Annotated in this window: 24 protein-coding genes; 17 read left to right on the top strand and 7 right to left on the bottom strand. The window is 55.9% G+C overall.

Annotated features, from left to right (window positions below):
* Nucleotides 1-11 precede the first annotated feature (11 nt).
* Complete coding sequence (locus V1587_RS12245) at nucleotides 12-1040, bottom strand: Mal regulon transcriptional regulator MalI (protein WP_371897618.1); 1029 nt, start codon at nucleotides 1038-1040, stop codon at nucleotides 12-14.
* 178 nt (nucleotides 1041-1218) lie between these two features.
* Here V1587_RS12245 and malX point away from each other — a divergent pair, with 178 nt between their 5' ends.
* From malX to add, 3 genes are all read left to right on the top strand, one after another.
* Nucleotides 1219-2811, top strand: a complete 1593-nt coding sequence (gene malX, locus V1587_RS12240; RefSeq protein ID WP_111965675.1) for a maltose/glucose-specific PTS transporter subunit IIBC — start codon at nucleotides 1219-1221, stop codon at nucleotides 2809-2811.
* A gap of 48 nt (nucleotides 2812-2859) precedes the next feature.
* Nucleotides 2860-4032, top strand: coding sequence for a MalY/PatB family protein (locus V1587_RS12235; RefSeq protein ID WP_371897619.1), 1173 nt, complete (start codon nucleotides 2860-2862; stop codon nucleotides 4030-4032).
* A 96-nt stretch (nucleotides 4033-4128) separates the two neighbouring features.
* Nucleotides 4129-5130, top strand: coding sequence for an adenosine deaminase (add, locus tag V1587_RS12230; protein WP_371897620.1), 1002 nt, complete (start codon nucleotides 4129-4131; stop codon nucleotides 5128-5130).
* 54 nt (nucleotides 5131-5184) lie between these two features.
* Here add and V1587_RS12225 read toward each other — a convergent pair whose 3' ends face one another.
* Nucleotides 5185-6225, bottom strand: coding sequence for an oxidoreductase (locus V1587_RS12225; protein WP_371897621.1), 1041 nt, complete (start codon nucleotides 6223-6225; stop codon nucleotides 5185-5187).
* Nucleotides 6226-6468: 243 nt separating this feature from the next.
* On the opposite strand from V1587_RS12225, the gene blr reads away from it, so the two are divergent.
* The 12 genes from blr (at nucleotide 6469) to gstA (ending at nucleotide 16824) form a co-directional block, all read left to right on the top strand.
* Nucleotides 6469-6594, top strand: a complete 126-nt coding sequence (blr, locus tag V1587_RS12220) for a division septum protein Blr (RefSeq protein WP_168112406.1) — start codon at nucleotides 6469-6471, stop codon at nucleotides 6592-6594.
* A gap of 231 nt (nucleotides 6595-6825) precedes the next feature.
* Nucleotides 6826-7041 (top strand): transcription modulator YdgT, encoded by a 216-nt coding sequence (gene ydgT / locus V1587_RS12215; RefSeq protein WP_013096896.1) that lies wholly within the window; start codon nucleotides 6826-6828, stop codon nucleotides 7039-7041.
* A gap of 86 nt (nucleotides 7042-7127) precedes the next feature.
* The gene (locus V1587_RS12210) at nucleotides 7128-7568 is read left to right on the top strand and encodes a DUF2569 domain-containing protein (RefSeq protein ID WP_371897622.1); all 441 of its coding nucleotides are present in this window, start codon (nucleotides 7128-7130) and stop codon (nucleotides 7566-7568) included.
* Between the two features lie 76 nt (nucleotides 7569-7644).
* Nucleotides 7645-8226, top strand: a complete 582-nt coding sequence (gene rsxA / locus V1587_RS12205; RefSeq protein WP_008500564.1) for an electron transport complex subunit RsxA — start codon at nucleotides 7645-7647, stop codon at nucleotides 8224-8226.
* Complete coding sequence (gene rsxB, locus V1587_RS12200; RefSeq protein WP_032657710.1) at nucleotides 8226-8804, top strand: electron transport complex subunit RsxB; 579 nt, start codon at nucleotides 8226-8228, stop codon at nucleotides 8802-8804. The genes rsxA and rsxB overlap by 1 nt, the downstream gene beginning before the upstream one ends.
* The gene (gene rsxC / locus V1587_RS12195) at nucleotides 8797-11010 is read left to right on the top strand and encodes an electron transport complex subunit RsxC (RefSeq protein WP_371897623.1); all 2214 of its coding nucleotides are present in this window, start codon (nucleotides 8797-8799) and stop codon (nucleotides 11008-11010) included. Before rsxB ends, rsxC begins: the two co-directional genes overlap by 8 nt.
* Nucleotides 11011-12063, top strand: a complete 1053-nt coding sequence (gene rsxD / locus V1587_RS12190; protein WP_371897624.1) for an electron transport complex subunit RsxD — start codon at nucleotides 11011-11013, stop codon at nucleotides 12061-12063.
* A 10-nt stretch (nucleotides 12064-12073) separates the two neighbouring features.
* Nucleotides 12074-12694 (top strand): electron transport complex subunit RsxG, encoded by a 621-nt coding sequence (gene rsxG / locus V1587_RS12185; protein WP_371897625.1) that lies wholly within the window; start codon nucleotides 12074-12076, stop codon nucleotides 12692-12694.
* A gap of 2 nt (nucleotides 12695-12696) precedes the next feature.
* Entirely contained in the window at nucleotides 12697-13383 is a 687-nt protein-coding gene (locus tag V1587_RS12180; protein WP_008500569.1) for an electron transport complex subunit E, read from the top strand.
* Nucleotides 13380-14015 carry an endonuclease III gene (gene nth / locus V1587_RS12175; protein ID WP_008500570.1) on the top strand — a complete coding sequence of 212 codons (636 nt, stop codon included), beginning with the start codon at nucleotides 13380-13382 and terminating at the stop codon, nucleotides 14013-14015. Before V1587_RS12180 ends, nth begins: the two co-directional genes overlap by 4 nt.
* A 590-nt stretch (nucleotides 14016-14605) precedes the next feature.
* The gene (gene dtpA, locus V1587_RS12170) at nucleotides 14606-16114 is read left to right on the top strand and encodes a dipeptide/tripeptide permease DtpA (protein WP_023311373.1); all 1509 of its coding nucleotides are present in this window, start codon (nucleotides 14606-14608) and stop codon (nucleotides 16112-16114) included.
* A 104-nt stretch (nucleotides 16115-16218) separates the two neighbouring features.
* On the top strand, nucleotides 16219-16824 hold the full coding sequence (gene gstA / locus V1587_RS12165; protein WP_371897626.1) for a glutathione transferase GstA: 606 nt from the start codon (nucleotides 16219-16221) through the stop codon (nucleotides 16822-16824).
* Between the two features lie 77 nt (nucleotides 16825-16901).
* Here the strand turns inward: gstA and pdxY are convergent, their stop codons facing one another.
* The 5 genes from pdxY to anmK all read right to left on the bottom strand — a co-directional run bounded on the left by pdxY (nucleotide 16902) and on the right by anmK (nucleotide 21484).
* Nucleotides 16902-17762 carry a pyridoxal kinase PdxY gene (pdxY, locus tag V1587_RS12160; RefSeq protein ID WP_371897627.1) on the bottom strand — a complete coding sequence of 287 codons (861 nt, stop codon included), beginning with the start codon at nucleotides 17760-17762 and terminating at the stop codon, nucleotides 16902-16904.
* A gap of 66 nt (nucleotides 17763-17828) precedes the next feature.
* Nucleotides 17829-19103, bottom strand: a complete 1275-nt coding sequence (gene tyrS / locus V1587_RS12155) for a tyrosine--tRNA ligase (protein ID WP_028012910.1) — start codon at nucleotides 19101-19103, stop codon at nucleotides 17829-17831.
* A gap of 125 nt (nucleotides 19104-19228) precedes the next feature.
* Nucleotides 19229-19885 (bottom strand): pyridoxamine 5'-phosphate oxidase, encoded by a 657-nt coding sequence (pdxH, locus tag V1587_RS12150; RefSeq protein ID WP_024909355.1) that lies wholly within the window; start codon nucleotides 19883-19885, stop codon nucleotides 19229-19231.
* Between the two features lie 57 nt (nucleotides 19886-19942).
* Nucleotides 19943-20266: a C-type lysozyme inhibitor gene (mliC, locus tag V1587_RS12145; RefSeq protein ID WP_023311369.1), complete on the bottom strand. Its 324-nt coding sequence runs from the start codon at nucleotides 20264-20266 to the stop codon at nucleotides 19943-19945.
* Between the two features lie 93 nt (nucleotides 20267-20359).
* Nucleotides 20360-21484: an anhydro-N-acetylmuramic acid kinase gene (gene anmK / locus V1587_RS12140; protein ID WP_371897628.1), complete on the bottom strand. Its 1125-nt coding sequence runs from the start codon at nucleotides 21482-21484 to the stop codon at nucleotides 20360-20362.
* Nucleotides 21485-21739: 255 nt separating this feature from the next.
* On the opposite strand from anmK, the gene slyB reads away from it, so the two are divergent.
* Nucleotides 21740-22207, top strand: coding sequence for an outer membrane lipoprotein SlyB (gene slyB / locus V1587_RS12135; RefSeq protein ID WP_008500578.1), 468 nt, complete (start codon nucleotides 21740-21742; stop codon nucleotides 22205-22207).
* A 194-nt stretch (nucleotides 22208-22401) separates the two neighbouring features.
* Nucleotides 22402-23763 (top strand): MASE4 domain-containing protein, encoded by a 1362-nt coding sequence (locus V1587_RS12130; protein WP_371897629.1) that lies wholly within the window; start codon nucleotides 22402-22404, stop codon nucleotides 23761-23763.
* The last annotated feature ends 21 nt before the right edge of the window (nucleotides 23764-23784 follow it).

Genomic DNA, 23784 nt, shown 5'->3' with positions numbered 1-23784 from the left:
TGCAGCGGTGATTACTTCACAGTCACCAGCCGCGCCGCCACAATCTGGTGCCCTGCCTGCACGTCCGTATTGTCGATGCGCTGCATGATCCTGTCCGCCAGGGTGTAACCCATCTCCCGCGCGGGGGTGGTGGCCCAAACGATCGGCAGGTCGTCGAGGGCGTTCTCACCAACGTCGGCGAACGCTCCCAGCGCCACCTGGTGGCCGAAGAAGGTTTCCACCCCGCCCTCGCCGCTTTGACGCCCGGCTCGGATCAGGCCAAACCAGGCGCCCATGGCGATCACATCGTTGTAGCAAATCACGGCGCTGATCGTCGGACTGCTTCGCAGCAGCGCGCCTATCGCTTCCGCCGCCATCTTCTGGCTGGATTCACACTCCACGACCCATTCGCTGTGGAACGGCAGGCCGTACTTAATTAGCGTCGCGCAGTAGCCGCCTACCCGCTCGGCGCGCGTCAGGGACGAGCTTTTCCCACCCAGCCAGGCAATGCGCTGATGCCCGCGACGAATAAGATGCTCGGTCAACATTTGCGCCGCCTGCATGTTATCCGGGCGCAGCGTATCGGCTTCGTCGAGGTAGCTGGCGCGCGAGGCAAACACCAGCGGCACGCCTTTTTCGGCGGCGCGCTCGCACAGCTCGCTGCCCACGCCCGACGCCCCGGCGACGATCACCCCGTCCACCCCCTGGCTCAGCAGCATATCGAGCCGGGAAAGCAATTGCCCGGCCTCGCGCCCGCCGTGCAGCAGAAAGACCATCCGTCCCTGCGCTTCAAGCGCTTCGGTTAACCCGGCTGTTAACTCCGCATAGAAAGGTGACGTCAGATCGCGAACAATCAGGCCAATCACCCCGCTTTGCCCACCGCGCAGCGCCGACGCCTGGCGGTTACGCACAAAGCCCAGCTGTTCAACCGCCTCGTTCACCCGCTGACCGGTCGCAGGAGAGATGCGCCCTTTCCCGCTCAGCACCAGAGAAACGGTGCTGACGGAAACGCCCGCCGCCAGCGCGACATCGTTGATGGTGACTTTTTTCGCTACAGCCATGTGTTGGCGTGACTCCCTGAAAATGAGATCGGTAAAACGTTTTATCAATACGTTATCTTTATACTACCAGTCAAAGCCTGAGAATGTGATTTAGCGCGCACTAAACTTTGATAAAACGTTTTATCTTCTCGCAGCATTGATGCAGACAAATTGATTTTAACAATAAAGGAGTCGTTTTATGACGGCGAAAGCAGCACAAAAAATATCGCTGTGGGAATTTTTCCAGCAACTGGGTAAGACCTTTATGCTGCCCGTGGCACTCCTCTCGTTCTGCGGGATCATGCTCGGGATCGGCAGCTCGCTAAGCAGTAAAGACGTCATTACGCTGATCCCGTTCCTCGGCACCCCCGTGCTGCAGGCGATCTTTATCTGGATGAGTAAAGTCGGCTCCTTTGCCTTTAGTTTCCTGCCCGTCATGTTCTGTATCGCTATCCCGCTGGGCCTGGCCCGCGAGAACAAAGGCGTCGCGGCGTTTGCCGGTTTTGTGGGTTACGCGGTGATGAACCTGGCGGTTAACTTCTGGCTGACCGCGAAAGGCATTCTGCCGACCACCGACGCTGCCGTGCTGAAAGCTAACAACATTCAGAGCGTGATTGGTATCCAGTCTATTGATACCGGGATCCTCGGGGCGGTGATCGCCGGGGTGATTATCTGGATGCTGCACGAGCGTTTCCACAATATCCGTCTGCCGGATGCCCTGGCCTTCTTCGGCGGTACCCGCTTTGTGCCGATTGTGACCCTGGTGGTCATGGGCCTGTTCGGTTTAATCATTCCGCTGATCTGGCCGGTCTTTGCGCTGGGCATCAACGGCATTGGCCGCATTATCAACGGCGCGGGAGATTTTGGTCCGATGATCTTCGGCACCGGCGAGCGTCTGCTGCTGCCGTTTGGCCTGCAGCACATCCTGGTGGCCCTGATTCGCTTCACCGAAGCGGGCGGTACGATGGAGGTGTGCGGTCACGACGTGAGCGGTGCGCTGACCATCTTCCAGGCGCAGCTGAGCTGCCCGACGACCCACGGCTTCTCCGAAAGCGCGACCCGCTTCCTGTCTCAGGGTAAAATGCCTGCCTTCCTCGGCGGCCTGCCGGGTGCCGCGCTGGCGATGTACCACTGCGCGCGCCCGGAAAACCGTCATAAAATTAAAGGCCTGCTGATTTCCGGCGTCATTGCCTGCGTCGTGGGCGGAACCACCGAGCCAATCGAATTCCTGTTCCTGTTCGTTGCGCCGGTGCTGTATCTGATTCACGCGGTGCTGACCGGTCTGGGCTTTACCGTGATGGCGGTGCTGGGCGTCACCATCGGCAACACCGACGGCAACGTGATCGACTTCGTGGTGTTCGGGATCCTGCACGGTCTGTCCACCAAGTGGTATCTGGTGCCGGTCGTGGCGGCTATCTGGTTCGTGGTGTACTACGGGATCTTCCGCTTCGCCATCACCCGCTTCAACCTGAAAACGCCTGGCCGCGATACCGATACCGCCACCAGCGTGGAACAGGCGGTTGCCGGCACCGTGGGCAAATCCGGCTATAACACCCCGGCCATTCTGGCGGCGCTGGGCGGTGCGGATAACATCACCTCTCTGGACAACTGCATTACCCGCCTGCGTCTGTCGGTGGCGGATATGTCGAAAGTGGATACCAACGCCCTGAAAGCCAACCGGGCCATCGGCGTGGTACAGTTAAATCAGCACAATTTGCAGGTGGTTATCGGCCCGCAGGTACAGTCGGTGAAGGATGAGCTGGCTACCCTGATGCGAACAGTAGAAGCCTGATGCATCAGCCCCCTCTCATGAGGGGGTTTTACTTTAAGGATTACCGTCATGTTTGATTTTTCTACCGTCGTGGATCGACACGGCACCTGGTGTACGCAGTGGGACTACGTCGCAGACCGCTTTGGCGCGGCCGACCTGCTGCCCTTCACCATCTCGGATATGGATTTCGCCACCGCTCCCTGCATTATCGACGCGCTGCATCAGCGCATCAATCACGGCGTGTTGGGCTACAGCCGCTGGAAGAACGATGAGTTTCTCGCCGCCGTCGCGCACTGGTTCCAGCAGCGCTTTAGCAGCCGGATTGATACTGAAAGCGTGGTTTATGGCCCCTCCGTCATTTACATGGTCTCTGAACTGATACGCCTCTGGTCAAACCCTGGTGACGGCGTGGTGGTACACACCCCGGCATACGATGCGTTTTACAAAGCCATTGAAGGCAATGCGCGTCATGTGGTGCCCGTAGAGATGGAAAAGCATGCCGCAGGCTGGCAGGGCAATATGGCGGCCCTCGAAGCGGCGCTGGCGAAACCGGAAAACAAAATTTTGCTGCTGTGCAGCCCCCAGAACCCGACCGGCAAGGTCTGGACGCGGGATGAGCTGACGCACATGGCGGAACTGTGCGCACGCTATGACGTAGCGGTTATCAGCGATGAAATCCATATGGACATGGTGTGGGGAGAACATCGTCACACGCCGTGGAGCGCCGTGGCGCGGGGCAAATGGGCGCTTCTGACCTCCGGCTCGAAAAGCTTTAACATTCCGGCGCTGACGGGAGCTTACGGCCTGATCGGCGATGAAGAGAGCCGTAACGGCTATCTCAGCGCGCTAAAAGGACGGGACGGGCTCTCTTCCCCTTCCGTGCTGGCGCTGACCGCGCATATCGCCGCCTACCAGCAGGGGGAGCCGTGGCTGGATGCCTTACGCCGTTATCTCGAAGAGAATTTGTTGTATATCGCTCGCGAATTAAACGGCGCTTTTCCGAATCTGAACTGGCAGCCACCGGAAGCGACCTATCTGGCCTGGATTGACCTGCGTCCGCTGCATATAGACGATCGGGCGCTGCAAAAGGTGCTGATCGAGCAGCAAAAGGTCGCTATCATGCCGGGATATACCTACGGTAAAGAAGGAACAGGTTTTGTACGGCTTAACGCCGGCTGCCCGCGCAGCAAGCTGGAGCAAGGGGTTCAACGCCTCATCGCCGGGATTAACACGCTCCTGTAATCAATTTGCGCAACGGAATATTCCCTTGCGCAAATAGCTTTTTACCCCGTTTTGTTTTTATAATATGGCGCACTTTAACCAGAAAAGAGTGCGACCATGATTGATACACGCCTGCCTTTAACTGATATTCATCGTCACCTTGACGGTAACATTCGTGCCCAAACCATCCTCGATCTTGGCCGCCAGTTCAATTTAACGCTTCCTGCTCAGACCCTTGAGTCCTTGATCCCTCACGTACAGGTGACCTCCAATGAACCGGACCTGGTCAGCTTCCTGAGCAAACTCGACTGGGGCGTGAAGATGCTGGCGTCGCTGGATGCCTGCCGCCGCGTGGCGTTTGAGAACATAGAAGATGCGGCCCGCAACGGCCTGCACTACGTCGAGCTGCGCTTCTCGCCGGGCTATATGGCGATGACTCACGGCCTGCCCGTAGCGGGCGTGGTGGAAGCCGTCATTGAAGGCGTGCGTGAAGGCTGCAAAACCTTCAACGTTCAGGCCCGCCTGATCGGCATCATGAGCCGTACGTTCGGTGAAGCCGCCTGCCTGCAGGAGCTGGAAGCGCTGCTGGCCCATCGTGATGCCATCACCGCCGTCGACCTCGCCGGTGACGAGCTGGGCTTCCCGGGCAGCCTGTTCCTCTCCCACTTCAACCGCGCGCGCGATGCCGGCTGGCATATTACCGTGCATGCGGGTGAAGCGGCTGGTCCGGAAAGTATCTGGCAGGCCATCCGCGAGCTGGGCGCCGAGCGCATCGGCCACGGCGTGAAGGCGGTCGAAGATCGCGCCCTGATGGATTTCCTGGCGGAGCAGCGTATCGGGATTGAGTCGTGCCTGACGTCTAACATTCAGACCAGCACCGTAGCAACGCTGGCGCAGCACCCGCTGAAAACGTTCCTTGAACACGGCGTACTGGCCTCACTGAATACGGACGATCCGGCGGTTCAGGGCGTAGATATCATCCACGAGTACAACATCGCCGCTCCGCAGGCGGGTTTGAGCCGCGAGCAGATCCGTCAGGCACAGATCAACGGGCTGGAGATCGCCTTCCTGACACCTGCTGAGAAGCAGGCGCTGCGGGATAAGGTGGCAACCGCGTAACCCCTTTGCCGGGTGGCGGCTTCGCCTTACCCGGCCTACAACAACGTCGAAAACTTATGCCAGACAGAGCGTGGCGCGATGTTTGGCAGATTCGATGCCCAGCTCAATCAGCTCCATAATCTGTATCGCCTGGCTGGCCGGAACCGGATTTTCTCCCGTGCCGTTCAGCGCATCGCGGATAGCGGCATAAAACGCCGGATAGTTACCCGGTATGGTCAGCAAGGTCTCCTCGACCAGCTCCTCGCCTTCCACCCGCGTGACGACGCCGTCGCGCATATCATAGCCCCAGTCTTCCTGCGGCAGACGCTCACCGTTTTTCAACCTGTCTTCCTGCGGATCGAGACCAAACTTCACGTAGCTGCCGCGCGTGCCGTGAATAATATAGCGGGCAGATTCTGCAGCCGCGACCATCGTACCGTGCAGCACAATCCGCCGCTGCGGGTAACTGAGCACCGCGTGAAAGTAATCGGTTGTCTGCGCCCCGGGTCTGAGCTGGGCCAGATCGACCGTCATGCTCACCGGCAGACCAAACAGATTGACGGCCTGATCCAGCAGATGCGGGGCTAAATCATACCAGATACCGCTGCCCGGGCCGGCCTGCTCGCGCCAGCGGTTTCGTACCTGCGGACGGAAGCGGTCAAAGTGCGATTCAAAAAAGAGGATCTCCCCTAACGTGCCTTCACTGAGAAGCCTTTTTACCGTCAGAAAGTCGCTGTCCCAGCGGCGGTTATGGAACACCGACAGCAGTCTGCCCAGACTCTTTGCCAGCGCATCCAGATCGCGAGCCTGGGACAGCGTGACGGTAAAGGGCTTATCAACAACCACGTGCTTACCGGCTTCCAGCGCAGCTTTTGCCAGCGGGAAATGGGTGTCGTTCGGCGTGGGGATAATGATTAAATCAATATTCGGATCGTTGAAAAGATGTTTTGGCTCAGATACAACCGGCACGGAAGGCCAGTCGGCATGGACTTTAGCGGCATCGCTGCTGGATACCGCAGCCAGGCTCATCCCCGGCGTCCCGGCTATCAGAGGCGCATGAAACGTTTTGCTTGCATACCCATAGCCGATAAGCCCAACGCGAATATTATCACTCATAGTGCCATCCTCTTTTATGACGTTCTTATTTCACACTGGCTAGCCTGGCATTGCCACAGATTAATAATGTGCCATATGACTTAAAATAGCAGGTTGTACGGGTTGTTTTTGTTACATAGTATTAACCTACTGATTTTGTTTAAGGGAACCGTTCCCAAAGCGCTTGCCGTCGGGGAATCGTCGCTGTAACATTTGCACCCTGTATTTATGGATAAAGTACAATTACGAATCATGACGTCAATTATTAATCGAATCATTGAATTAGCGGGATGGATTGTCCTTGGGGTTTCGGTCATTTTGCTGGGCGTTGCCAGCCATATCGATAACTACCAGCCGCCGGAGCCTGTCACAGTCGCCCAACCTAAGTAACCGGTTACTGCAATAAAGAGTGACATAATATGTCAGTTACTTATTGCCAGCCCTGGTGAACACGGTTAACCTTCTCTTCCAGGCATCGTCTGATGCCTGAATTTCAGCAAAGAAAACTCCTAATTTCGTCGCGTTACCTGAGTGGGCTGTTTACGTCTTTATTAATCCGTTTATTATTCGAACGAATTACCTTAACTGGTATTACTCACTTTTATATGGAAACTTATTAATATGACAGTTCAGGACTATTTATTAAAATTTCGCAAGATCAATTCGCTTGAGAGCCTGGAAAAACTGTTTGACCATCTGAACTACACCCTGTCGGATAATCAGGACATCATTAATATGTATCGCGCCGCTGACCATCGCCGTGCGGAGCTGGTCTCCGGTGGTCGTTTGTTCAACGTCGGCGAAGTGCCTAAGTCCGTATGGCGTTACGTTTTATAAGAAAGTAGCCATCCGCGCGAAATGTTATATACTCTCCGCCCTGCCAACTGGCTGTACAACATTTCGCGCAGATTATGGGAGAGTTCATGACCGCAACGCCTGGAGAACGCATTGGAGGCTGGTTAATCGCCCCACTGGCATGGCTGCTGGTTGCCTTATTAAGCGCATCACTTGCGCTGCTGCTGTATACCACTGCACTGATTACCCCTCACGCCATCCAGACCCTGATGTCGCAAAGCGTGCTTAATATTACTTTGTGGTTTGTGTCGTTCGTTTTCGCGATCGCGATGTGGTACTACACGCTGTGGCTGACCATCGCCTTCTTTAAGCGCCGCAAGAGTGTGCCAAAACATTACATCATCTGGCTGCTGGTTTCGGTCCTGCTGGCGGTGAAGGCATTTGCTTTTTCGCCCGTTTCAGACGCGCTGGCCGTTCGTCAGCTGCTTTTCCCGTTGCTGGCCGCGGCGCTGCTGGTGCCCTACTTCAAGCGTTCAACGCGGGTGAAAAACACCTTCGTGAACCCGTAATAACCCTACAGATAACCTGTTGTCGCCTGCGTGTGTTTGTCCGATAATAGGCGGCTTTTTTATTTCAGGCTAAATAATGACCGATTACTTACTGCTCTTTGTCGGCACCGTGCTGGTTAACAACTTCGTTCTGGTGAAGTTCCTTGGCCTGTGTCCGTTTATGGGCGTTTCCAAAAAGCTGGAAACGGCAATGGGCATGGGGCTGGCGACGACCTTCGTCATGACGCTGGCGTCCATCTGCGCGTGGTGGATTGATACCTGGATCCTCATTCCGCTGGGGTTGACCTATCTCCGTACGCTGGCCTTTATTCTGGTTATCGCGGTGGTGGTGCAATTTACCGAAATGGTGGTGCGCAAAACCAGCCCGGCGCTCTATCGCCTGCTGGGTATCTTCCTGCCGCTGATCACCACCAACTGCGCCGTTCTCGGCGTGGCGCTGCTGAACATCAACCTTGGCCATAATTTTATGCAGTCGGCGCTGTATGGCTTTTCTGCGGCCGTCGGTTTCTCGCTGGTCATGGTGCTGTTTGCCTCTATTCGCGAGCGCCTGGCAGCAGCAGATATCCCTGCGCCCTTCCGCGGTAACGCGATTGCGCTGGTGACCGCAGGTTTAATGTCTCTGGCCTTTATGGGCTTTAGTGGTCTGGTGAAGTTGTAATGAATGCTATCTGGATTGCCATCGCCTCTATCAGCGTTCTGGGGTTGGTGTTTGGCCTTATCCTGGGCTACGCCTCCCGCCGTTTCGCGGTAGAGGACGATCCCGTTGTTGAGAAAATTGATGAGCTTCTGCCGCAAAGCCAGTGCGGGCAGTGCGGCTACCCGGGCTGTCGTCCCTATGCCGAAGCGGTAGGGATTCAGGGTGAAAAAATTAACCGCTGTGCGCCCGGTGGCGAAGCGGTGATGCTGAAAATCGCGACCCTGCTTAACGTTGACCCGCAGCCCGTTGACGGCGACGCGGACGTGCAGGAGCCGGTCCGCGCGCTGGCCGTGATCGACGAGGCCAACTGCATCGGCTGCACCAAATGTATTCAGGCCTGCCCGGTTGACGCCATTGTCGGCGCGACCCGCGCCATGCACACCGTCGTGGCGGACCTCTGCACCGGCTGTAACCTCTGCGTGGCCCCCTGCCCGACGCAATGTATCGAGCTGCGCCCGGTTGAAACGACTACCGAAAGCTGGAAGTGGGATCTTCAAACCATTCCGGTTCGCAATATTCCTGTGGAACAACATGCTTAAGTTATTTTCTGCTTTCAGAAAAGAGAAGATCTGGGACTTTGACGGCGGTATTCACCCACCGGAGATGAAAACCCAGTCTAACGGCACGCCGCTGCGTCAAATTCCGCTGGCCACCCGTTTCGTTATGCCGCTCAAGCAGCACATCGGCGCTGAGGGTGAGCTGTGCGTAAAAGAAGGCGATACGGTTCTTCGCGGCCAGCCGCTGACCTTTGGTCGCGGACGCATGCTGCCGGTGCACGCGCCAACCTCCGGTAAAGTGGTCGCCATTGCCCCGCATACGGTAGCTCACCCGTCCGCGCTCTCAGAGCTGAGCGTGATTATTGAAGCCGACGGCGAAGACCGCTGGATTGACCGTGACGGCTGGAGCGATTACCGCGCCCACACCCGCGAAGCGCTTATCGAGCGCATTCATCAGTTCGGCGTCGCCGGGCTGGGAGGCGCGGGTTTCCCGACCGGCGTCAAGCTGCGCGGCGGTGGCGATAACATTCAGACGTTGATTATCAACGCCGCCGAGTGCGAGCCGTACATCACCGCCGACGATCGTCTGATGCAGGACTGCGCTGCGCAGGTAGTGGAAGGCATCCGCATCCTTGCCCACATTCTGCAGCCGCGTGAAGTGCTGATCGGTATCGAAGACAATAAACCGCAGGCTATTTCAATGCTGCGCGCCGTGCTGGCGGGCAGTCACGATATTAGCCTGCGCGTTATCCCGACCAAGTACCCTTCTGGCGGCGCAAAACAGCTGACGCAAATTCTCACCGGCAAGCAGGTCCCGCACGGCGGACGCTCTTCGGATATCGGCGTGCTGATGCAAAACGTCGGCACCGCGTATGCCGTGAAGCGCGCGGTGATTGACGGCGAACCGTTAACCGAGCGCGTAGTGACGCTGACCGGGGAATCAATTTCTCGTCCGGGCAACGTCTGGGCGCGTCTGGGCACGCCGGTGCGCCATCTGCTGGAACAGGCTGATTTTTGCCCGGGCAGCGACCAGATGGTAATCATGGGCGGCCCGCTGATGGGCTTTACCCTGCCGTGGCTCGATGTGCCGGTGGTTAAAATCACCAACTGTCTGCTCGCGCCTTCCCCGACCGAGATGGGTGCAGAGCAGGAGGAGAAAGGCTGCATCCGCTGCAGCGCCTGCGCCGACGCCTGCCCGGCGGATCTGCTCCCGCAGCAGCTTTACTGGTACAGCAAAGGCCAGCTGCACGACAAGGCTAAATCCCATAACCTGGCCGACTGCATCGAATGCGGCGCCTGCGCCTGGGTCTGCCCAAGCAACATCCCGCTGGTGCAGTATTTCCGCCAGGAGAAGGCTGAGATCTATGCCATCTCCATGGAAGAAAAACGCGCTGCGGAAGCCAAAGCGCGCTTCGAAGCGCGCCAGGCGCGACTGGAACGCGAAAAAATCGCCCGTCAGGAACGCCATAAGCAGGCCGCCGTTCAGCCTGCCGAAAAAGATCAGGATGCGATTAACGCCGCACTGGCGCGCGTTCGCGAGAAAAAAGCGACCGCGGCACAGCCTGTGGTGATCCCGGCGGGTGAGAAACCTGATAACAGCGAAGCCATCGCCGCGCGTGAGGCTCGTAAGGCCGCAGCGCGCGCCCGTCAGGCTGAAAAAGCGCAAACGGTCCAGGCAGAAGCGGAGATCGACCCGCGTAAAGCCGCCGTTGAGGCGGCGATTGCCCGGGCCAAAGCCCGCAAAGCCGGTGAGCAAAACGTGGTCGTCGAGCAGGATGCGGTAGACCCGCGTAAAGCGGCCGTCGAAGCGGCGATTGCCCGTGCTAAAGCCCGTAAAGCAGCGCAGCAGCCCCCTGCGGCAGAACCCGAAGCACCGGTAGACCCGCGTAAAGCGGCCGTCGAAGCGGCGATTGCCCGCGCAAAAGCCCGTAAAGCAGCGCAGCAGACCCCTGCGGCAGAACCCGAAGCACCGGTAGACCCGCGCAAAGCGGCCGTTGAAGCGGCGATTGCCCGCGCTAAAGCCCGTAAAGCAGCGCAGCAGACACCTGCGGTAGAACCCGAAGCACCGGTCGACCCACGTAAAGCGGCCGTCGAAGCGGCGATTGCCCGTGCTAAAGCCCGTAAAGCGGCGCAGCAGGAAGAGCAACCTCAGGCCGCCAACGATGACCCGCGCAAAGCCGCCGTCGCCGCCGCCATTGCGCGCGTTCAGGCAAAGAAAGCCGCACAGCAAGCAGTTAACGAGGATTAAATGGTTTTCAGAATCGCAAGCTCCCCTTACACCCACAATCAGCGCCAGACATCGCGCATTATGATGCTGGTCTGCCTGGCGGCGCTGCCGGGCATTGCCGTTCAGTGCTGGTTTTTCGGCTGGGGAACCCTGTTCCAGATAATCCTGGGCTGTGCCAGCGCCCTGGCGGCGGAAGCCATTGTGCTTAAGCTGCGCAAGGCGGCTGTCTCCCGCATTCTTGCCGATAATTCCGCGCTGCTCACCGGCCTGCTGCTGGCGATCAGTATCCCGCCGTTTGCCCCGTGGTGGATGGTGATCCTCGGCACCGTGTTTGCCGTGATCATTGCCAAACAGCTGTACGGCGGGCTCGGCCATAACCCGTTTAACCCGGCGATGATTGGCTACGTTGTGCTGCTGATCTCCTTCCCGGTACAGATGACCAGCTGGCTGCCGCCGCACGAGATTGCAGCCACGGTTCCGGGCTTCATGGATGCTCTGCACGTTATTTTTACCGGCCATACGGCACTCGGTGCCGATATGAACGCGCTGCGCATGGGCGTGGACGGTATCAGCCAGGCGACGCCTCTCGATACCTTTAAAACGTCCCTGCATGCCGGGCACAGCGTTGAGCAAATCATGAAATCCGCGATCTACAGCGGCATGCTGGCGGGAGCCGGCTGGCAGTGGGTCAATCTGGCGTATCTGCTGGGCGGCCTGTTCCTGCTTCAGCAGAAAGCCATTCGCTGGCATATTCCGGTCAGCTTCCTCGTGACGCTGGCGGTTTGCGCCACGCTGGGATGGGTCTTCTCTCCTGAATCACTGGCCAGCCCACAGATGCACCTGCTCTCCGGCGCGACCATGCTGGGTGCCTTCTTTATCCTGACGGATCCGGTGACGGCGTCAACGACTAACCGCGGACGCCTGATCTTCGGCGCGCTGGCCGGCCTGCTGGTTTGGCTCATCCGCAGCTTTGGCGGCTACCCGGACGGCGTGGCCTTTGCCGTCCTGCTCGCCAACATTACCGTTCCGCTCATCGACTATTACACGCGTCCGCGCGTGTACGGCCATCGCTAAGGGTTTCGCCATGTTAAAAACGATGCAAAAACACGGCGTCACGCTGGCTGTCTTCGCCGCGGTGCTGACAGGGCTGACGGCGCTGGTTAATGCGCTGACCAAAACGACCATCGAAGAACAGGCCTCGAAGCAGCAAAAGGCGCTATTCGATCAGGTGATCCCGTCCGATTTCTACGATAATGACCTGCAAAAAAGCTGCTTTGTGGTAGACGCGCCGCAGCTTGGAAAAGGCCCGCACCGCCTCTTTATCGCCCGCAAAGGGGATAAACCGGTCGGCGCGGTGATGGAAGCGACGGCGCCCGACGGCTATTCCGGTGCCATTCAGCTGCTCGTGGGCAGCGATTTTTCCGGAACCATACTGGGCACCCGCGTAACTGAACACCATGAAACGCCGGGTCTTGGCGATAAAATTGAAACCCGTCTGAGCGACTGGATTTTGCACTTTGCCGGTAAAGTGATCCATGGTGAAGGTGACACCGCGTTTGCGGTGAAGAAAGATGGCGGCGAGTTCGACCAGTTCACCGGCGCAACCATCACGCCGCGCGCCGTGGTGAACGCCGTAAAACGAGCCGGGCTGTATGCTGAAACGCTGCCCGTGCAAATCAACAATCTTCCGGCCTGTGAGGAGTAATCATGAGCCAGGTTAAAGAGGTTATTGTCCAGGGGTTGTGGAAAAACAACTCCGCGCTGGTTCAGCTTCTGGGCATGTGCCCACTGCTGGCGGTAACGTCCACCGCCACCAACGCGCTCGGTCTGGGTCTGGCAACCACGCTGGTATTGACCCTGACCAACCTCTCCATCTCTGCCCTGCGCCGCTGGACGCCGTCGGAAATTCGTATTCCGATTTACGTCATGATCATTGCGTCGGTGGTCAGTATTGTTCAGATGCTGATCAACGCATACGCGTTCGGTCTGTATCAATCGCTCGGGATCTTTATTCCCCTTATCGTCACCAACTGTATCGTGGTCGGGCGTGCGGAAGCCTTCGCGGTGAAAAACAGTCCCGCCATGTCGGCGCTGGATGGTTTTTCCATTGGCATGGGCGCCACGTGCGCCATGTTCGTGCTGGGCTCCCTGCGTGAAATCCTCGGCAACGGTACGCTGTTTGACGGCGCAGATGCGCTGCTCGGCGGCTGGGCCAAAGCGCTGCGCATTGAAGTGTTTCACACTGACACGCCGTTCCTGCTGGCGATGCTGCCGCCCGGCGCATTTATTGGCCTTGGCATGATGCTGGCGATAAAATACCTGATTGATGAGAAACGTAAGCGCCGCGCGGCTGAGCGCAGCGTTCTGGAAGGGACACCCGAGAAGGCTTCATGAATAAAGAAAAGCGCATTGCGATCCTGACCCGTCTGCGGGACGAGAACCCGCACCCGACGACGGAGCTGAATTTTACCTCCCCGTTTGAGCTGCTGATCGCGGTGTTGCTCTCTGCACAGGCTACCGATGTGAGCGTCAATAAAGCCACTGCCCTGCTCTATCCGGTTGCCAACACGCCGAAAGCCATGCTGGAGCTGGGCGTGGAAGGCGTGAAGTCGTATATCAAAACCATCGGCCTGTTTAACAGTAAAGCCGAAAATGTCATTAAGACCTGCCGGATCCTGCTGGAACAGCACGGAGGCGAAGTGCCGGAAGACCGCGCCGCGCTGGAAGCCTTACCGGGCGTAGGTCGTAAAACTGCGAACGTGGTGCTCAATACCGCGTTTGGCTGGCCCACTATCGCCGTAGATACGCATATATTTCGCGTGTCTAACCGGACCAACTTCGCGCCGGGGAAAAACGTCGAGCAGGTCGAAGAGAAGTTGCTCAAAGTGGTTCCGGCTGAATTTAAGGTTGATTGCCACCACTGGTTGATTCTGCACGGGCGCTATACCTGCATAGCCCGTAAGCCTCGCTGTGGCTCCTGCATTATTGAAGATCTCTGCGAATACAAAGAAAAAGTCTATCCCTGATTATCCAATCCCTTACCAAAAGAAGGGCAATCGAGCGCTCTTCTTTTGGCCGTTATTTGTCCGCCATTCCCTTCCATTGCCCCGTCACTTGTTCGGTCGTTTAACGCTCAAACAGGTTAATACTTTTTTCATAGCCGAAAATTTCTATACATCTGTGATCGAGATCACTCTGATAACTTCATGTTGTTTTTTTGTTGTCAAAATCGAACTAAAGCCTTTGTCTGACAAGACACTCTTCTTTTTTTACCGACGATAAGACCAGCTATTTTTCAGAATATGGGCTATATCACTGCAAGAAGCGGCAAATAGCAGAACATATCGCCAAACACCGGTCCTGACGGGTCTTTGCCAGTCGAAAAAACTACCTTTACACATCGTATAAAATTTAACGCTGAATAACATTTGCATGAACCGACGATTATACCACTCCAGATATATGTAACAGATTATTACAAACGTATTGCCAGATGGGGCAGGATAGTGAACATTACCCGCCGTTTCTCCTCCCAATATAACTATAAGGCGTATGGACTACGGCCATCACGCTATGAACACCCCCGTTAATATGGGATGTAAAAAAAGAGGTATATGTGTCTACTGCAAACAATAAACCAACAGATGAAAGCGTGAGTCTTAACGCTTTTAAACAACCAAAAGCGTTCTATCTCATCTTCTCTATCGAGTTATGGGAGCGTTTTGGTTATTACGGCCTGCAAGGGATCATGGCAGTTTACCTGGTTAAACAGCTGGGTATGTCCGAAGCCGATTCCATCACGCTGTTCTCTTCCTTCAGTGCTCTGGTGTACGGTCTGGTCGCGATCGGCGGCTGGCTGGGCGATAAAGTCCTCGGGACAAAACGTGTCATCATGCTGGGCGCCATTGTCCTGGCAATTGGCTATGGTCTGGTTGCATGGTCAGGGCACGATGCCGCTGTCGTGTATATGGGTATGGCGACGATTGCCGTCGGTAACGGTCTGTTCAAAGCGAACCCGTCCTCCCTGCTCTCTACCTGCTACAGCAAAGACGATCCGCGTCTGGACGGTGCATTTACCATGTACTACATGTCCATCAACATCGGTTCGTTCTTCTCAATGCTGGCCACTCCATGGCTTGCAGCAAAATTCGGCTGGAGCGTGGCGTTTGCGCTGAGCTTCGTGGGTATGCTGATTACCGTGGTGAACTTCCTGTTCTGCCGCAGCTGGGTTAAAGACTACGGTTCAAAACCTGACTTTGAGCCTGTGCATATGGGCAAACTGCTGGCCACCATCGTGGGCGTTGTTGTCCTCGCGGCAATCGCCACCTGGCTGCTGCATAACCAGGGTATCGCACGTGCCGTTCTGGGCGTGGTAGCGCTGGGTATCGTGGTCATCTTTGCGAAAGAAGCATTCGCCATGCAGGGTGCTGCCCGTCGTAAGATGATTGTGGCGTTCATTCTGATGCTGGAAGCGATTATCTTCTTCGTACTGTACAGCCAGATGCCAACCTCTCTGAACTTCTTCGCCATTCGTAACGTTGAGCACTCAATTCTGGGCATCGCGTTCGAGCCGGAACAGTATCAGGCCCTGAACCCGTTCTGGATCATGATTGGTAGCCCGATTCTTGCCGCTATCTATAACAAGATGGGCGACCGTCTGCCAATGCCGCACAAGTTTGCTATCGGTATGGTGCTGTGCTCCGGTGCGTTCCTGGTGCTGCCGCTGGGTACCAAATTTGCCACCGACGCCGGTATCGTGTCCGTTAACTGGCTGATCCTGAGCTACGCGCTGCAGTCTATCGGCGAACTGATGATCTCCGGTCTGGGTCTGGCGATGGTTGCACAGCTGGTGCCACAGCGTCTGATGGGCTTTATTATGGGTAGCTGGTTCCTGACCACTGCCGGTGCGGCAATCATCGCGGGTAAAATTGCGAACCTGATGGCTGTGCCTGAAAACGTCACCGATCCACTGGTTTCGCTGAACGTCTACGGTACCGTGTTCATGCAGATTGGTATCGCGACTGCGGTTATTGCCGTTCTGATGCTGCTGACCGCACCGAAACTGAATCGTATGACTCAGGACGATGACAAGACGGCGGAAGCGACCAAAACCGCTACCGCGTAAGATTGTTGAGAAACGACTGAACAGAAGCCGCTATGCATTAGCGGCTTTTTTTTTGTCCGTATGCGCACTAACATAGCTGAAACCTCAGCAAAAAGGAGTTACCGATGAAACTGTTCTACAAACCGGGCGCGTGCTCTCTTGCTTCCCATATCACCCTGCGCGAGAGCGGCAAAGATTTCACGCTGGATGGCGTTGATCTGATGAAAAAGCGTCTGGAGAATGGCGATGATTTTCTTGCCATTAACCCCAAGGGACAAGTTCCGGCGCTCTTGCTGGATGACGGTACTCTGCTGACCGAAGGCGTCGCGATTATGCAGTTCCTGGCCGATAACGTGCCCGATCGCCAGCTGCTGGCGCCGGTCAGTACCATTTCTCGCTATAAAACGCTGGAATGGCTGAACTACATTGCCACCGAGCTGCACAAAGGCTTTACCCCCCTGTTCCGCCCGGATACGCCGGAAGAATTTAAGCCGACCCTGCGCGCCCTGCTGGAGAAAAAGCTGCAGTACGTTAACGAATCGCTGAAAGACGAACAGTGGATTTGTGGTTCGCGTTTCACGATTGCCGATGCGTACCTGTTTACCGTGCTGCGCTGGGCGCGCGCGGTTAAGCTGAACCTGGAAGGGTTAGATCACATTGCGTCGTATATGAAACGCGTGGCAGAGCGCCCTGCCGTGGCTGCGGCGCTGAAAGCGGAAGGGCTTAGCTAATATCGCCCGGCGGCGCTTCGCTTGCACGGGCCTACGGGTTTTGTAGGCCGGGTAAGCGCAGCGCCACCCGGCATCGTTTAAAGCTGGGTTGCGCTGAAATAGTGCTCCGGCTTCGCAATGCGATCCTGTGCCGCAACCACCTGCAGTTCATATTCCTGCATCTCTTTCGTCGCCATCATGATTTCGTATACCGCCGCAGTAACGTGCTCGAGCGCATCGCGCATTGTCGCCCCTTGCAGTAATTTCACCAGCAGCAGACCGCTGGTGACATCTCCGACCCCAACCGGTTGGCGCAGGCCAAAATCCACCAGCGGACGGCTGATATGCCAGGCGTCATCTTTCGTCACCAGAAGCATCTCAAAACGGTCCTGACTCAGCCCTGCGCGGGCGAGATGTTTTACCAGTACAACCTCAGGCCCCTGCGCGATCAACTCGCGGGACGCGCTTACGGCCTCTTCAACGCTATTAACCGGACGCTCGCAGAGAATTTCCAGTTCGACCAGGTTTGGCGCAATGATATCGCTGGCGGGCAGCGCGTGGCGGACGTGAAACTCTGCAACGCCTGGCGCCACGATGCAGCCTTTCTCCGGATGGCCCATAACGGGGTCGCAGAAGTATTTTGCCGACGGGTTAGCAGCCTTCACCTGGCGTACGATGCCGAGGATATGCTCCCCCTGCTCCGCTGAACCAAGATAACCGCTCAGTACGGCGTCACAGCGCTTGAGCTGGCCGATATCGGCAATGCCCTGCACGACCTCGGTGAGGTGTGAAGGGGGCATCACGCAGCCGGTCCATTTGCCGTACTGCGTGTGGTTGGAAAACTGAACGGTATTGAGGGGCCAGACGTTGGCGCCGAGGCGGCGCATCGGGAATTCCGCTGCGCTATTGCCAGCATGTCCAAAAACAACGTGGGACTGAATGGCGAGGATGTTCTTCATTATTTTCTTACCAAACCCTGAAAAAACAAAAGGGGCGTGGTTTCCCACGCCCCTGGAGACTGTGACTTATTTCCAGCAGACAAGGCAGTAGTTTTTCTTACCGCGACGCAGCAGGGTGTAGCGGCCATACAGACGGTCGCCATCAACGAAGGTATATTCCGGGTCGGCCTGCTTTTCACCGTTGATGGTGATGGCATTGGACGCGATGGTTTTACGCGCCTGACCGCGGGAAGGCTGGAGCTCAGAGTCCACCAGCGCCTGCATCAGGTCAGCCCCTTTCTCCATCTCAACCATCGGCACGCCGTCCTGCGCCAGCTGTTCGAAGTCCGCTTCGCTCAGATCGCTCAGGGTACCGTTGAACAGGCTAGCGGTAATGCGTTTTGCCGCGGCCAGACCTTCTTCACCGTGAACCAGTTTGGTCACTTCGTCCGCCAGCACGTACTGCGCGCGCGGCGCTTTACCGCTGTTCTTGTCTTCTTCTTCCAGAGCATTGATCTCTGCGATATCCATGAAGGTGAAGAACTTCAGGAAGCGATAAACATCAGCATCCGCCGTGTTGATCCAGAACTGGTAGAATTTGTACGGACTGGTTTTCTTCGGATCGAGCCATACCGCGCCGCCCTCAGTCTTACCGAATTTGGTGCCGTCTGCTTTGGTAATCAGCGGAACTGTCAGACCAAACACCTGATTCTGGTGCAGACGACGGGTCAGATCGATACCGGATGTGATGTTACCCCACTGATCGGAGCCGCCAATTTGCAGGGAAACGCCGTGCAGTTTGTTCAGGCAGGCAAAGTCATAACCCTGCAGCAGGTTGTAAGAGAACTCGGTAAAGGAGATACCCTGGTCGTCGCGGTTCAGACGCTGCTTCACGGCTTCTTTGTTAATCATCTGGTTAACAGAGAAGTGCTTGCCGATGTCACGCAGGAAGGTCAGCACGTTCATGCCACCAAACCAGTCGTAGTTGTTCGCGGCAATGGCAGAGTTATCACCACAGTTGAAGTCGAGGAACGGTGCAACCTGTTTGCGGATCTTATCCACCCACTCCTGCACGGTATCTTCGGTATTCAGCTTACGCTCAGCGGCTTTAAAGCTTGGGTCACCTATCAGACCGGTCGCGCCGCCCACCAGGGCAACAGGCTTATGGCCCGCCATCTGGAAGCGTTTCAGGCATAACAATGGAACAAGATGCCCCAAATGCAAGCTGTCAGCGGTGGGATCGAAGCCGCAATAGAGCGCGATCGGGCCTTGCGCCAGTCGCTCTGCTAACGCTTCCTCGTCCGTCACCTGGGCCACGAGGCCCCGCTCTTGCAATTGTTTAATCAAGTTACTGCTTGCCATCAAATTCTCCATGTATAAACGACTGCACCTTTGCCGGTACACGACTTTTCGCCTGATGCGAAAGGAACATAGAATAAAGCGCAAGCGCGGTGTGCGCTAGCGCTTAAATCAACAAATTTCGGGGATTATGGTGCCAGTCTGTCGATTTTCCAGCCGCCATTCTCGCGCTGGTATAAAAAGCGGTCATGCAGGCGATGTTCGCCCCCCTGCCAGAACTCCATCTGCTCAATCGGGATGCGGAACCCGCCCCAGAAGCTTGGCAGAGGAATTTCACCCTGCTGGAACTTCTGCTTCAGCTCCAGGAATTTACTTTCCAGCACGCCGCGAGCAGAAATTCGACTGGACTGTTTGGATACCCAGGCGCCAATCTGGCTGTCACGCGGGCGGCTGTGGAAATACTTCACCACTTCCAGCGTCGAGAGACGTTCCGCCTTGCCGGTGACCATTACCTGACGCTCCAGCATGTGCCAGGGGAACAGCAGGCTGATACGCGGATTGTTTTCTAGATGGTGCGCCTTGCGGCTGCCGAGGTTGGTATAGAACACCAGCCCTTTCTCGTCATAATGCTTGAGCAATACGATGCGCTGATACGGTTGACCGTTTTCATCCACCGTCGCGACGACCATAGCCGTTGGGTCGGCGAGTTTCGCTTCGCAGGCCTGTTTCAGCCAGCGTTCAAAAAGCACGAGAGGTTCAGCGGGAAGATCCTGGCGACGCAGGCCGCCTTTAGTGTATTCACGGCGCAGATGCGCAATTTGCTGCAGTTCGTCGTTATCTGACATGGCGTTAGCTGACATTGAGAGTAGGTGGCGCTATTGTGCGCCGCCCCTGTAAAAATCTCAACGCTTCGGATTTTCGAGCTGGCAATTGTTCAGCACAATGCGGTCGCGTTTGTAGACCGTGGCGCTGTCGCCTTTCGACCAGAAGACGTAGATACCGTCGGAATAACGTGCGCCGGAGGCTGACATCCCCTGCTTCAGCGTCAGCAATTTATTGTCATAAACAAAACTGGCTTCCTGGCGTGGATTGTTCAGCTTTACGGTCAGCGGTTTTTCGTCACAGCGATACTCCAGCGTATCGGTCTGCATGCGCTCAAGGAGCTGGTTGTAGACGCTGCATCCTGACAGCAACAAAGGGGCGGCAATAAGAAGAAGTTTTTTCATGGGCGTATTCCGAAGACTTTCCTGGTCCTGGAGGGCATGGCTGCCCCCCTGTTTCGTTCCATTCTAACGACGACGCGCCGCGCTGAATTTCAGTTAACTCTGATTATGACGAGGATTTGCCGGGAAAATCGCCCCGAGGACGCTCGCCTCTCGCGCACCGGTGACCGACGGCAAGTTGCCCGGCAGTCCGGCAATCGTGCGCCAGGCAAGCCAGGCGAAGGCCAGCGCCTCCATATCATCACCGCTGATGCCGGCCTCATCGGTCGTCGTCACCTCGGTACCCGGCAGCAGCCCGGCAAGACGCGCCATCACCAGCGGGTTGCGGCTTCCCCCGCCGCACACCAGCAGGCGTTCACATCCGCCGCTGAGCAGAACCTGTTCGGAGATCGACACGGCCGTCAGCTCGGCAAGCGTCGCCTGGACATCCTGCGGCACAAGCGCCGGGAATGGCGCCAGCTGGCGCTCAAGCCAGCCGAGGTTGAAGTATTCACGCCCCGTGCTCTTAGGTGCCGGTAAGGCAAAATAAGGATCGCTCAGCATTGACTGCAGCAGCGGAATAATCACTTTCCCCCCGCTCGCCCACTCCGCGTTTTTATCATACGGTTGTCCGCACTGCCGCCAGATCCAGGCATCCATTAACATATTGCCCGGGCCGGTATCGTAGCCGCGTACGGGCTGCCCCGGGATGAGCATCGACAGATTGGCAATCCCACCAATGTTAAGCACCATGCGGCGCTCTGTTGGGTGAGCCAGTAACGCCTGATGGAACGCGGGAACCAGCGGCGCGCCCTGTCCGCCAAGGGCGATATCGCGACGACGGAAATCGCCAACTACCGTCACGCCCGTCTTCGCTACAATCTGGTTGTTATCACCAATTTGCAGAGTATGCGGGGCATCTCCGCCGGGCTCATGCCAGACCGTTTGTCCGTGACACCCGATGGCCACTACATCCTGCGGGCGAAGATGTTCTTTTTGCATCAAAGCCTGCACCGCATCCGCAAACAGCGCCCCAAGACGGACATCAAGCTGTCCAAGCTGGGAGAGGGTCAGCTGCTGCCCCTGACAGATACTCAGAATATCCTCTTTCAGTGAAATGGGTATTGGCCAGGTCAGGCTCGCCTGCTGCGCCACCATGTTTTCGTCAATGGCGGCTAAAACGACATCTACCCCATCCAGACTGGTGCCTGACATCACACCAATGTAGCGACCCGATTTCATGCGCTTTCCTTACGTTGCGTGGGCTAAGGATATCCACTCAACCATAAACGGCGCAGCTTTGCCATCCGGCGATAATATTTTTTAACAATGTCAGACGCGTAACACTGGCGGATCCTGTTTATGTCTCGTTAAGTCAAATTCAAGTACAATTTTCTTATTGTTGATGCAAAGATATGAACTATGGCTCCTTATGCCATATAATTTAGCCATAACGGATGCCCCCAATCGGGCGTTTTTGGTGAACAGGAGATTCAAATGATTTTACGTGTACTGGGCGTTTCGCTGATTGGTTTAACTCTGGCTGGCTGTGTGAATGACAGTTCACTTTCTGGCGACGTTTACAGCGCTTCTGAAGCGAAACAGGTTCAGAACGTGACTTACGGTACCGTTGTTAACGCACGCCCTGTACAGATTCAGGGTGGTGATGAAAACAACGTGATGGGTGCAATCGGCGGTGCCGTTCTGGGTGGTTTCCTGGGTAATACCGTCGGTGGTGGTACGGGACGCTCTCTGGCGACAGCCGCAGGTGCCGTTGCGGGTGGCGTAGCAGGCCAGGGCGTTCAGGGCGCAATGAACAAAACTCAGGGCGTAGAGCTGGAAATTCGTAAAGACGACGGCAGCACTATCATGGTTGTCCAGAAACAAGGCAGCACTCGCTTCTCTGCAGGCCAGCGCGTTGTTCTGGCAAGCAACGGAAGCCAGGTTACCGTTTCTCCACGTTAATTAAAAATGGATGTGGTCATCAGACCACATCCATTTACAATATATATCACTCTCACAAATATATTTACAAAATATATTCGCCACACCTATTATTAATCACAACGTATATTGTTTCTGCGCAAAGTATTTTTTTGCCAATTGATTAGACTCTTCGCAATCACCTCTCTCCTTTCATTATAATATTGTTAAATTTTATGCTTGCGAAAAATCGTTCTTTGAAGAGTCGTTATATCTCATTCTGTTTAGGTTGCATTATTGTCATCGGGATATTACAAGCTCTATTTTCAAAACTCGTTGAATGGGTGCCGTCCTTTTCACCGCTTTTATTCCCTACGCTCACCATTTTCCTGCTGGTGTTTCACCTGTTTATTGCCTGTTTTATGGCGATGAAATACTGGTGTGACAGAAGACGCTTGTATCTCATCGCTATCGCTTTCGCCTTTGCCGGTTCAACATTGCTGATGGTCGGGACGCTGTCTAGCTTTCCAGCCTGGCTGGATCTCTATCAGTTCAACGTTGTGAACTATAACGATGCAATGATTTACTATATGTTCCGCCATCTTTTAATGGCACTGATGCTCATCATTGCGGCAATACTTTATATCACGCGCAATCATCCTCTCTCACGGCAGGCGCATATCTTCATCGTGAGCGGAGCATTTCTTTTTACCGCCGGTACAGTAGCGTTGGCCTGGATGTACTCCAGTCATTCACCTCTTTTGTCGATTGACCTGGTTGATAATGAAACTCGTCAGTTTATGGTTCTCTGGAGCCATTTCATTAATATTTCATTAATCGTTCTCTGGGTGGTGACATTAGCAACGCTGATGTTTGTTACCCGCGTACGCAATTTATTCTGGGTTGGCGGTAATTTTCTGTGCGTCTGCTATATCGTCACGCTTTCAATGCTCTTAGCGGGGGGGCATGCCGAAGATATTTCCTGGTATCGCGCCCGGTTATTTGAAACTGTCGCCACGCTGCTAATTATTTTTGTTCTGCTTTACGATGTCTTCAGACTGTATCGTGACTCGCACGTAAAATATCAGCAGTCCTATCAGAACTCGATTCGCGATCCGCTCACGCGCCTTTATAACCGCAGCTATTTTTATGAATCGTTAAACCAGGCGCTGGATATCGCCAGACCCAACCGCCCCGTTTCCGTCATCGTCAGCGATCTCGACCGCTTCAAGCGTATTAATGACACCTACGGGCATCTCCAGGGCGATAAGGTCCTGCAGTTTGTCGCCAACCTGCTGATGGATTCCGTGCGCCCGCAGGACATCGCGGCCCGCATCGGCGGCGAGGAGTTTGTGCTGATGCTGGCCAATACGTCGGCAGACTCCGCCTACCAGGTGGCTGAACGCATACGCCTGAAGCTAAGCAGCTTTGATAAAACCAGCAGCGGCGGTCAGTTGCCGGAGCCCATCACCATCAGTATGGGGGTATTTACGGCAACGTCATCAACGATAACCGCAGAAGCGTGCGTGGAAAGTGCAGACAAGGCGATGTATGAAGCGAAGGAGACGGGTCGTAATCGTGTGGTCGTCTTTAAGTAAAAAAAGGCCTTGCTGATGCAA

Source organism: Enterobacter sp. ECC-249, from assembly GCF_043965265.1.
Taxonomy (GTDB): Bacteria; Pseudomonadota; Gammaproteobacteria; order Enterobacterales; family Enterobacteriaceae; genus Enterobacter; species Enterobacter quasiroggenkampii.
This window is presented reverse-complemented; position numbering and strand designations above follow the sequence as displayed.

Coding starts and splice junctions, on each gene's coding strand:
- rsxA (WP_008500564.1), top strand. CDS start 7,645: ATGACCGATTACTTACTGCTCTTTGTCGGCACCGTGCTGGTTAACAAC.
- V1587_RS12180 (WP_008500569.1), top strand. CDS start 12,697: ATGAGCCAGGTTAAAGAGGTTATTGTCCAGGGGTTGTGGAAAAACAAC.
- nth (WP_008500570.1), top strand. CDS start 13,380: ATGAATAAAGAAAAGCGCATTGCGATCCTGACCCGTCTGCGGGACGAG.
- malX (WP_111965675.1), top strand. CDS start 1,219: ATGACGGCGAAAGCAGCACAAAAAATATCGCTGTGGGAATTTTTCCAG.
- V1587_RS12210 (WP_371897622.1), top strand. CDS start 7,128: ATGACCGCAACGCCTGGAGAACGCATTGGAGGCTGGTTAATCGCCCCA.
- rsxG (WP_371897625.1), top strand. CDS start 12,074: ATGTTAAAAACGATGCAAAAACACGGCGTCACGCTGGCTGTCTTCGCC.
- mliC (WP_023311369.1), bottom strand. CDS start 20,266: ATGAAAAAACTTCTTCTTATTGCCGCCCCTTTGTTGCTGTCAGGATGC.
- rsxD (WP_371897624.1), top strand. CDS start 11,011: ATGGTTTTCAGAATCGCAAGCTCCCCTTACACCCACAATCAGCGCCAG.
- V1587_RS12130 (WP_371897629.1), top strand. CDS start 22,402: ATGCTTGCGAAAAATCGTTCTTTGAAGAGTCGTTATATCTCATTCTGT.
- V1587_RS12245 (WP_371897618.1), bottom strand. CDS start 1,040: ATGGCTGTAGCGAAAAAAGTCACCATCAACGATGTCGCGCTGGCGGCG.
- V1587_RS12235 (WP_371897619.1), top strand. CDS start 2,860: ATGTTTGATTTTTCTACCGTCGTGGATCGACACGGCACCTGGTGTACG.
- add (WP_371897620.1), top strand. CDS start 4,129: ATGATTGATACACGCCTGCCTTTAACTGATATTCATCGTCACCTTGAC.
- ydgT (WP_013096896.1), top strand. CDS start 6,826: ATGACAGTTCAGGACTATTTATTAAAATTTCGCAAGATCAATTCGCTT.
- slyB (WP_008500578.1), top strand. CDS start 21,740: ATGATTTTACGTGTACTGGGCGTTTCGCTGATTGGTTTAACTCTGGCT.
- gstA (WP_371897626.1), top strand. CDS start 16,219: ATGAAACTGTTCTACAAACCGGGCGCGTGCTCTCTTGCTTCCCATATC.
- rsxB (WP_032657710.1), top strand. CDS start 8,226: ATGAATGCTATCTGGATTGCCATCGCCTCTATCAGCGTTCTGGGGTTG.
- rsxC (WP_371897623.1), top strand. CDS start 8,797: ATGCTTAAGTTATTTTCTGCTTTCAGAAAAGAGAAGATCTGGGACTTT.
- tyrS (WP_028012910.1), bottom strand. CDS start 19,103: ATGGCAAGCAGTAACTTGATTAAACAATTGCAAGAGCGGGGCCTCGTG.
- pdxY (WP_371897627.1), bottom strand. CDS start 17,762: ATGAAGAACATCCTCGCCATTCAGTCCCACGTTGTTTTTGGACATGCT.
- anmK (WP_371897628.1), bottom strand. CDS start 21,484: ATGAAATCGGGTCGCTACATTGGTGTGATGTCAGGCACCAGTCTGGAT.
- V1587_RS12225 (WP_371897621.1), bottom strand. CDS start 6,225: ATGAGTGATAATATTCGCGTTGGGCTTATCGGCTATGGGTATGCAAGC.
- pdxH (WP_024909355.1), bottom strand. CDS start 19,885: ATGTCAGATAACGACGAACTGCAGCAAATTGCGCATCTGCGCCGTGAA.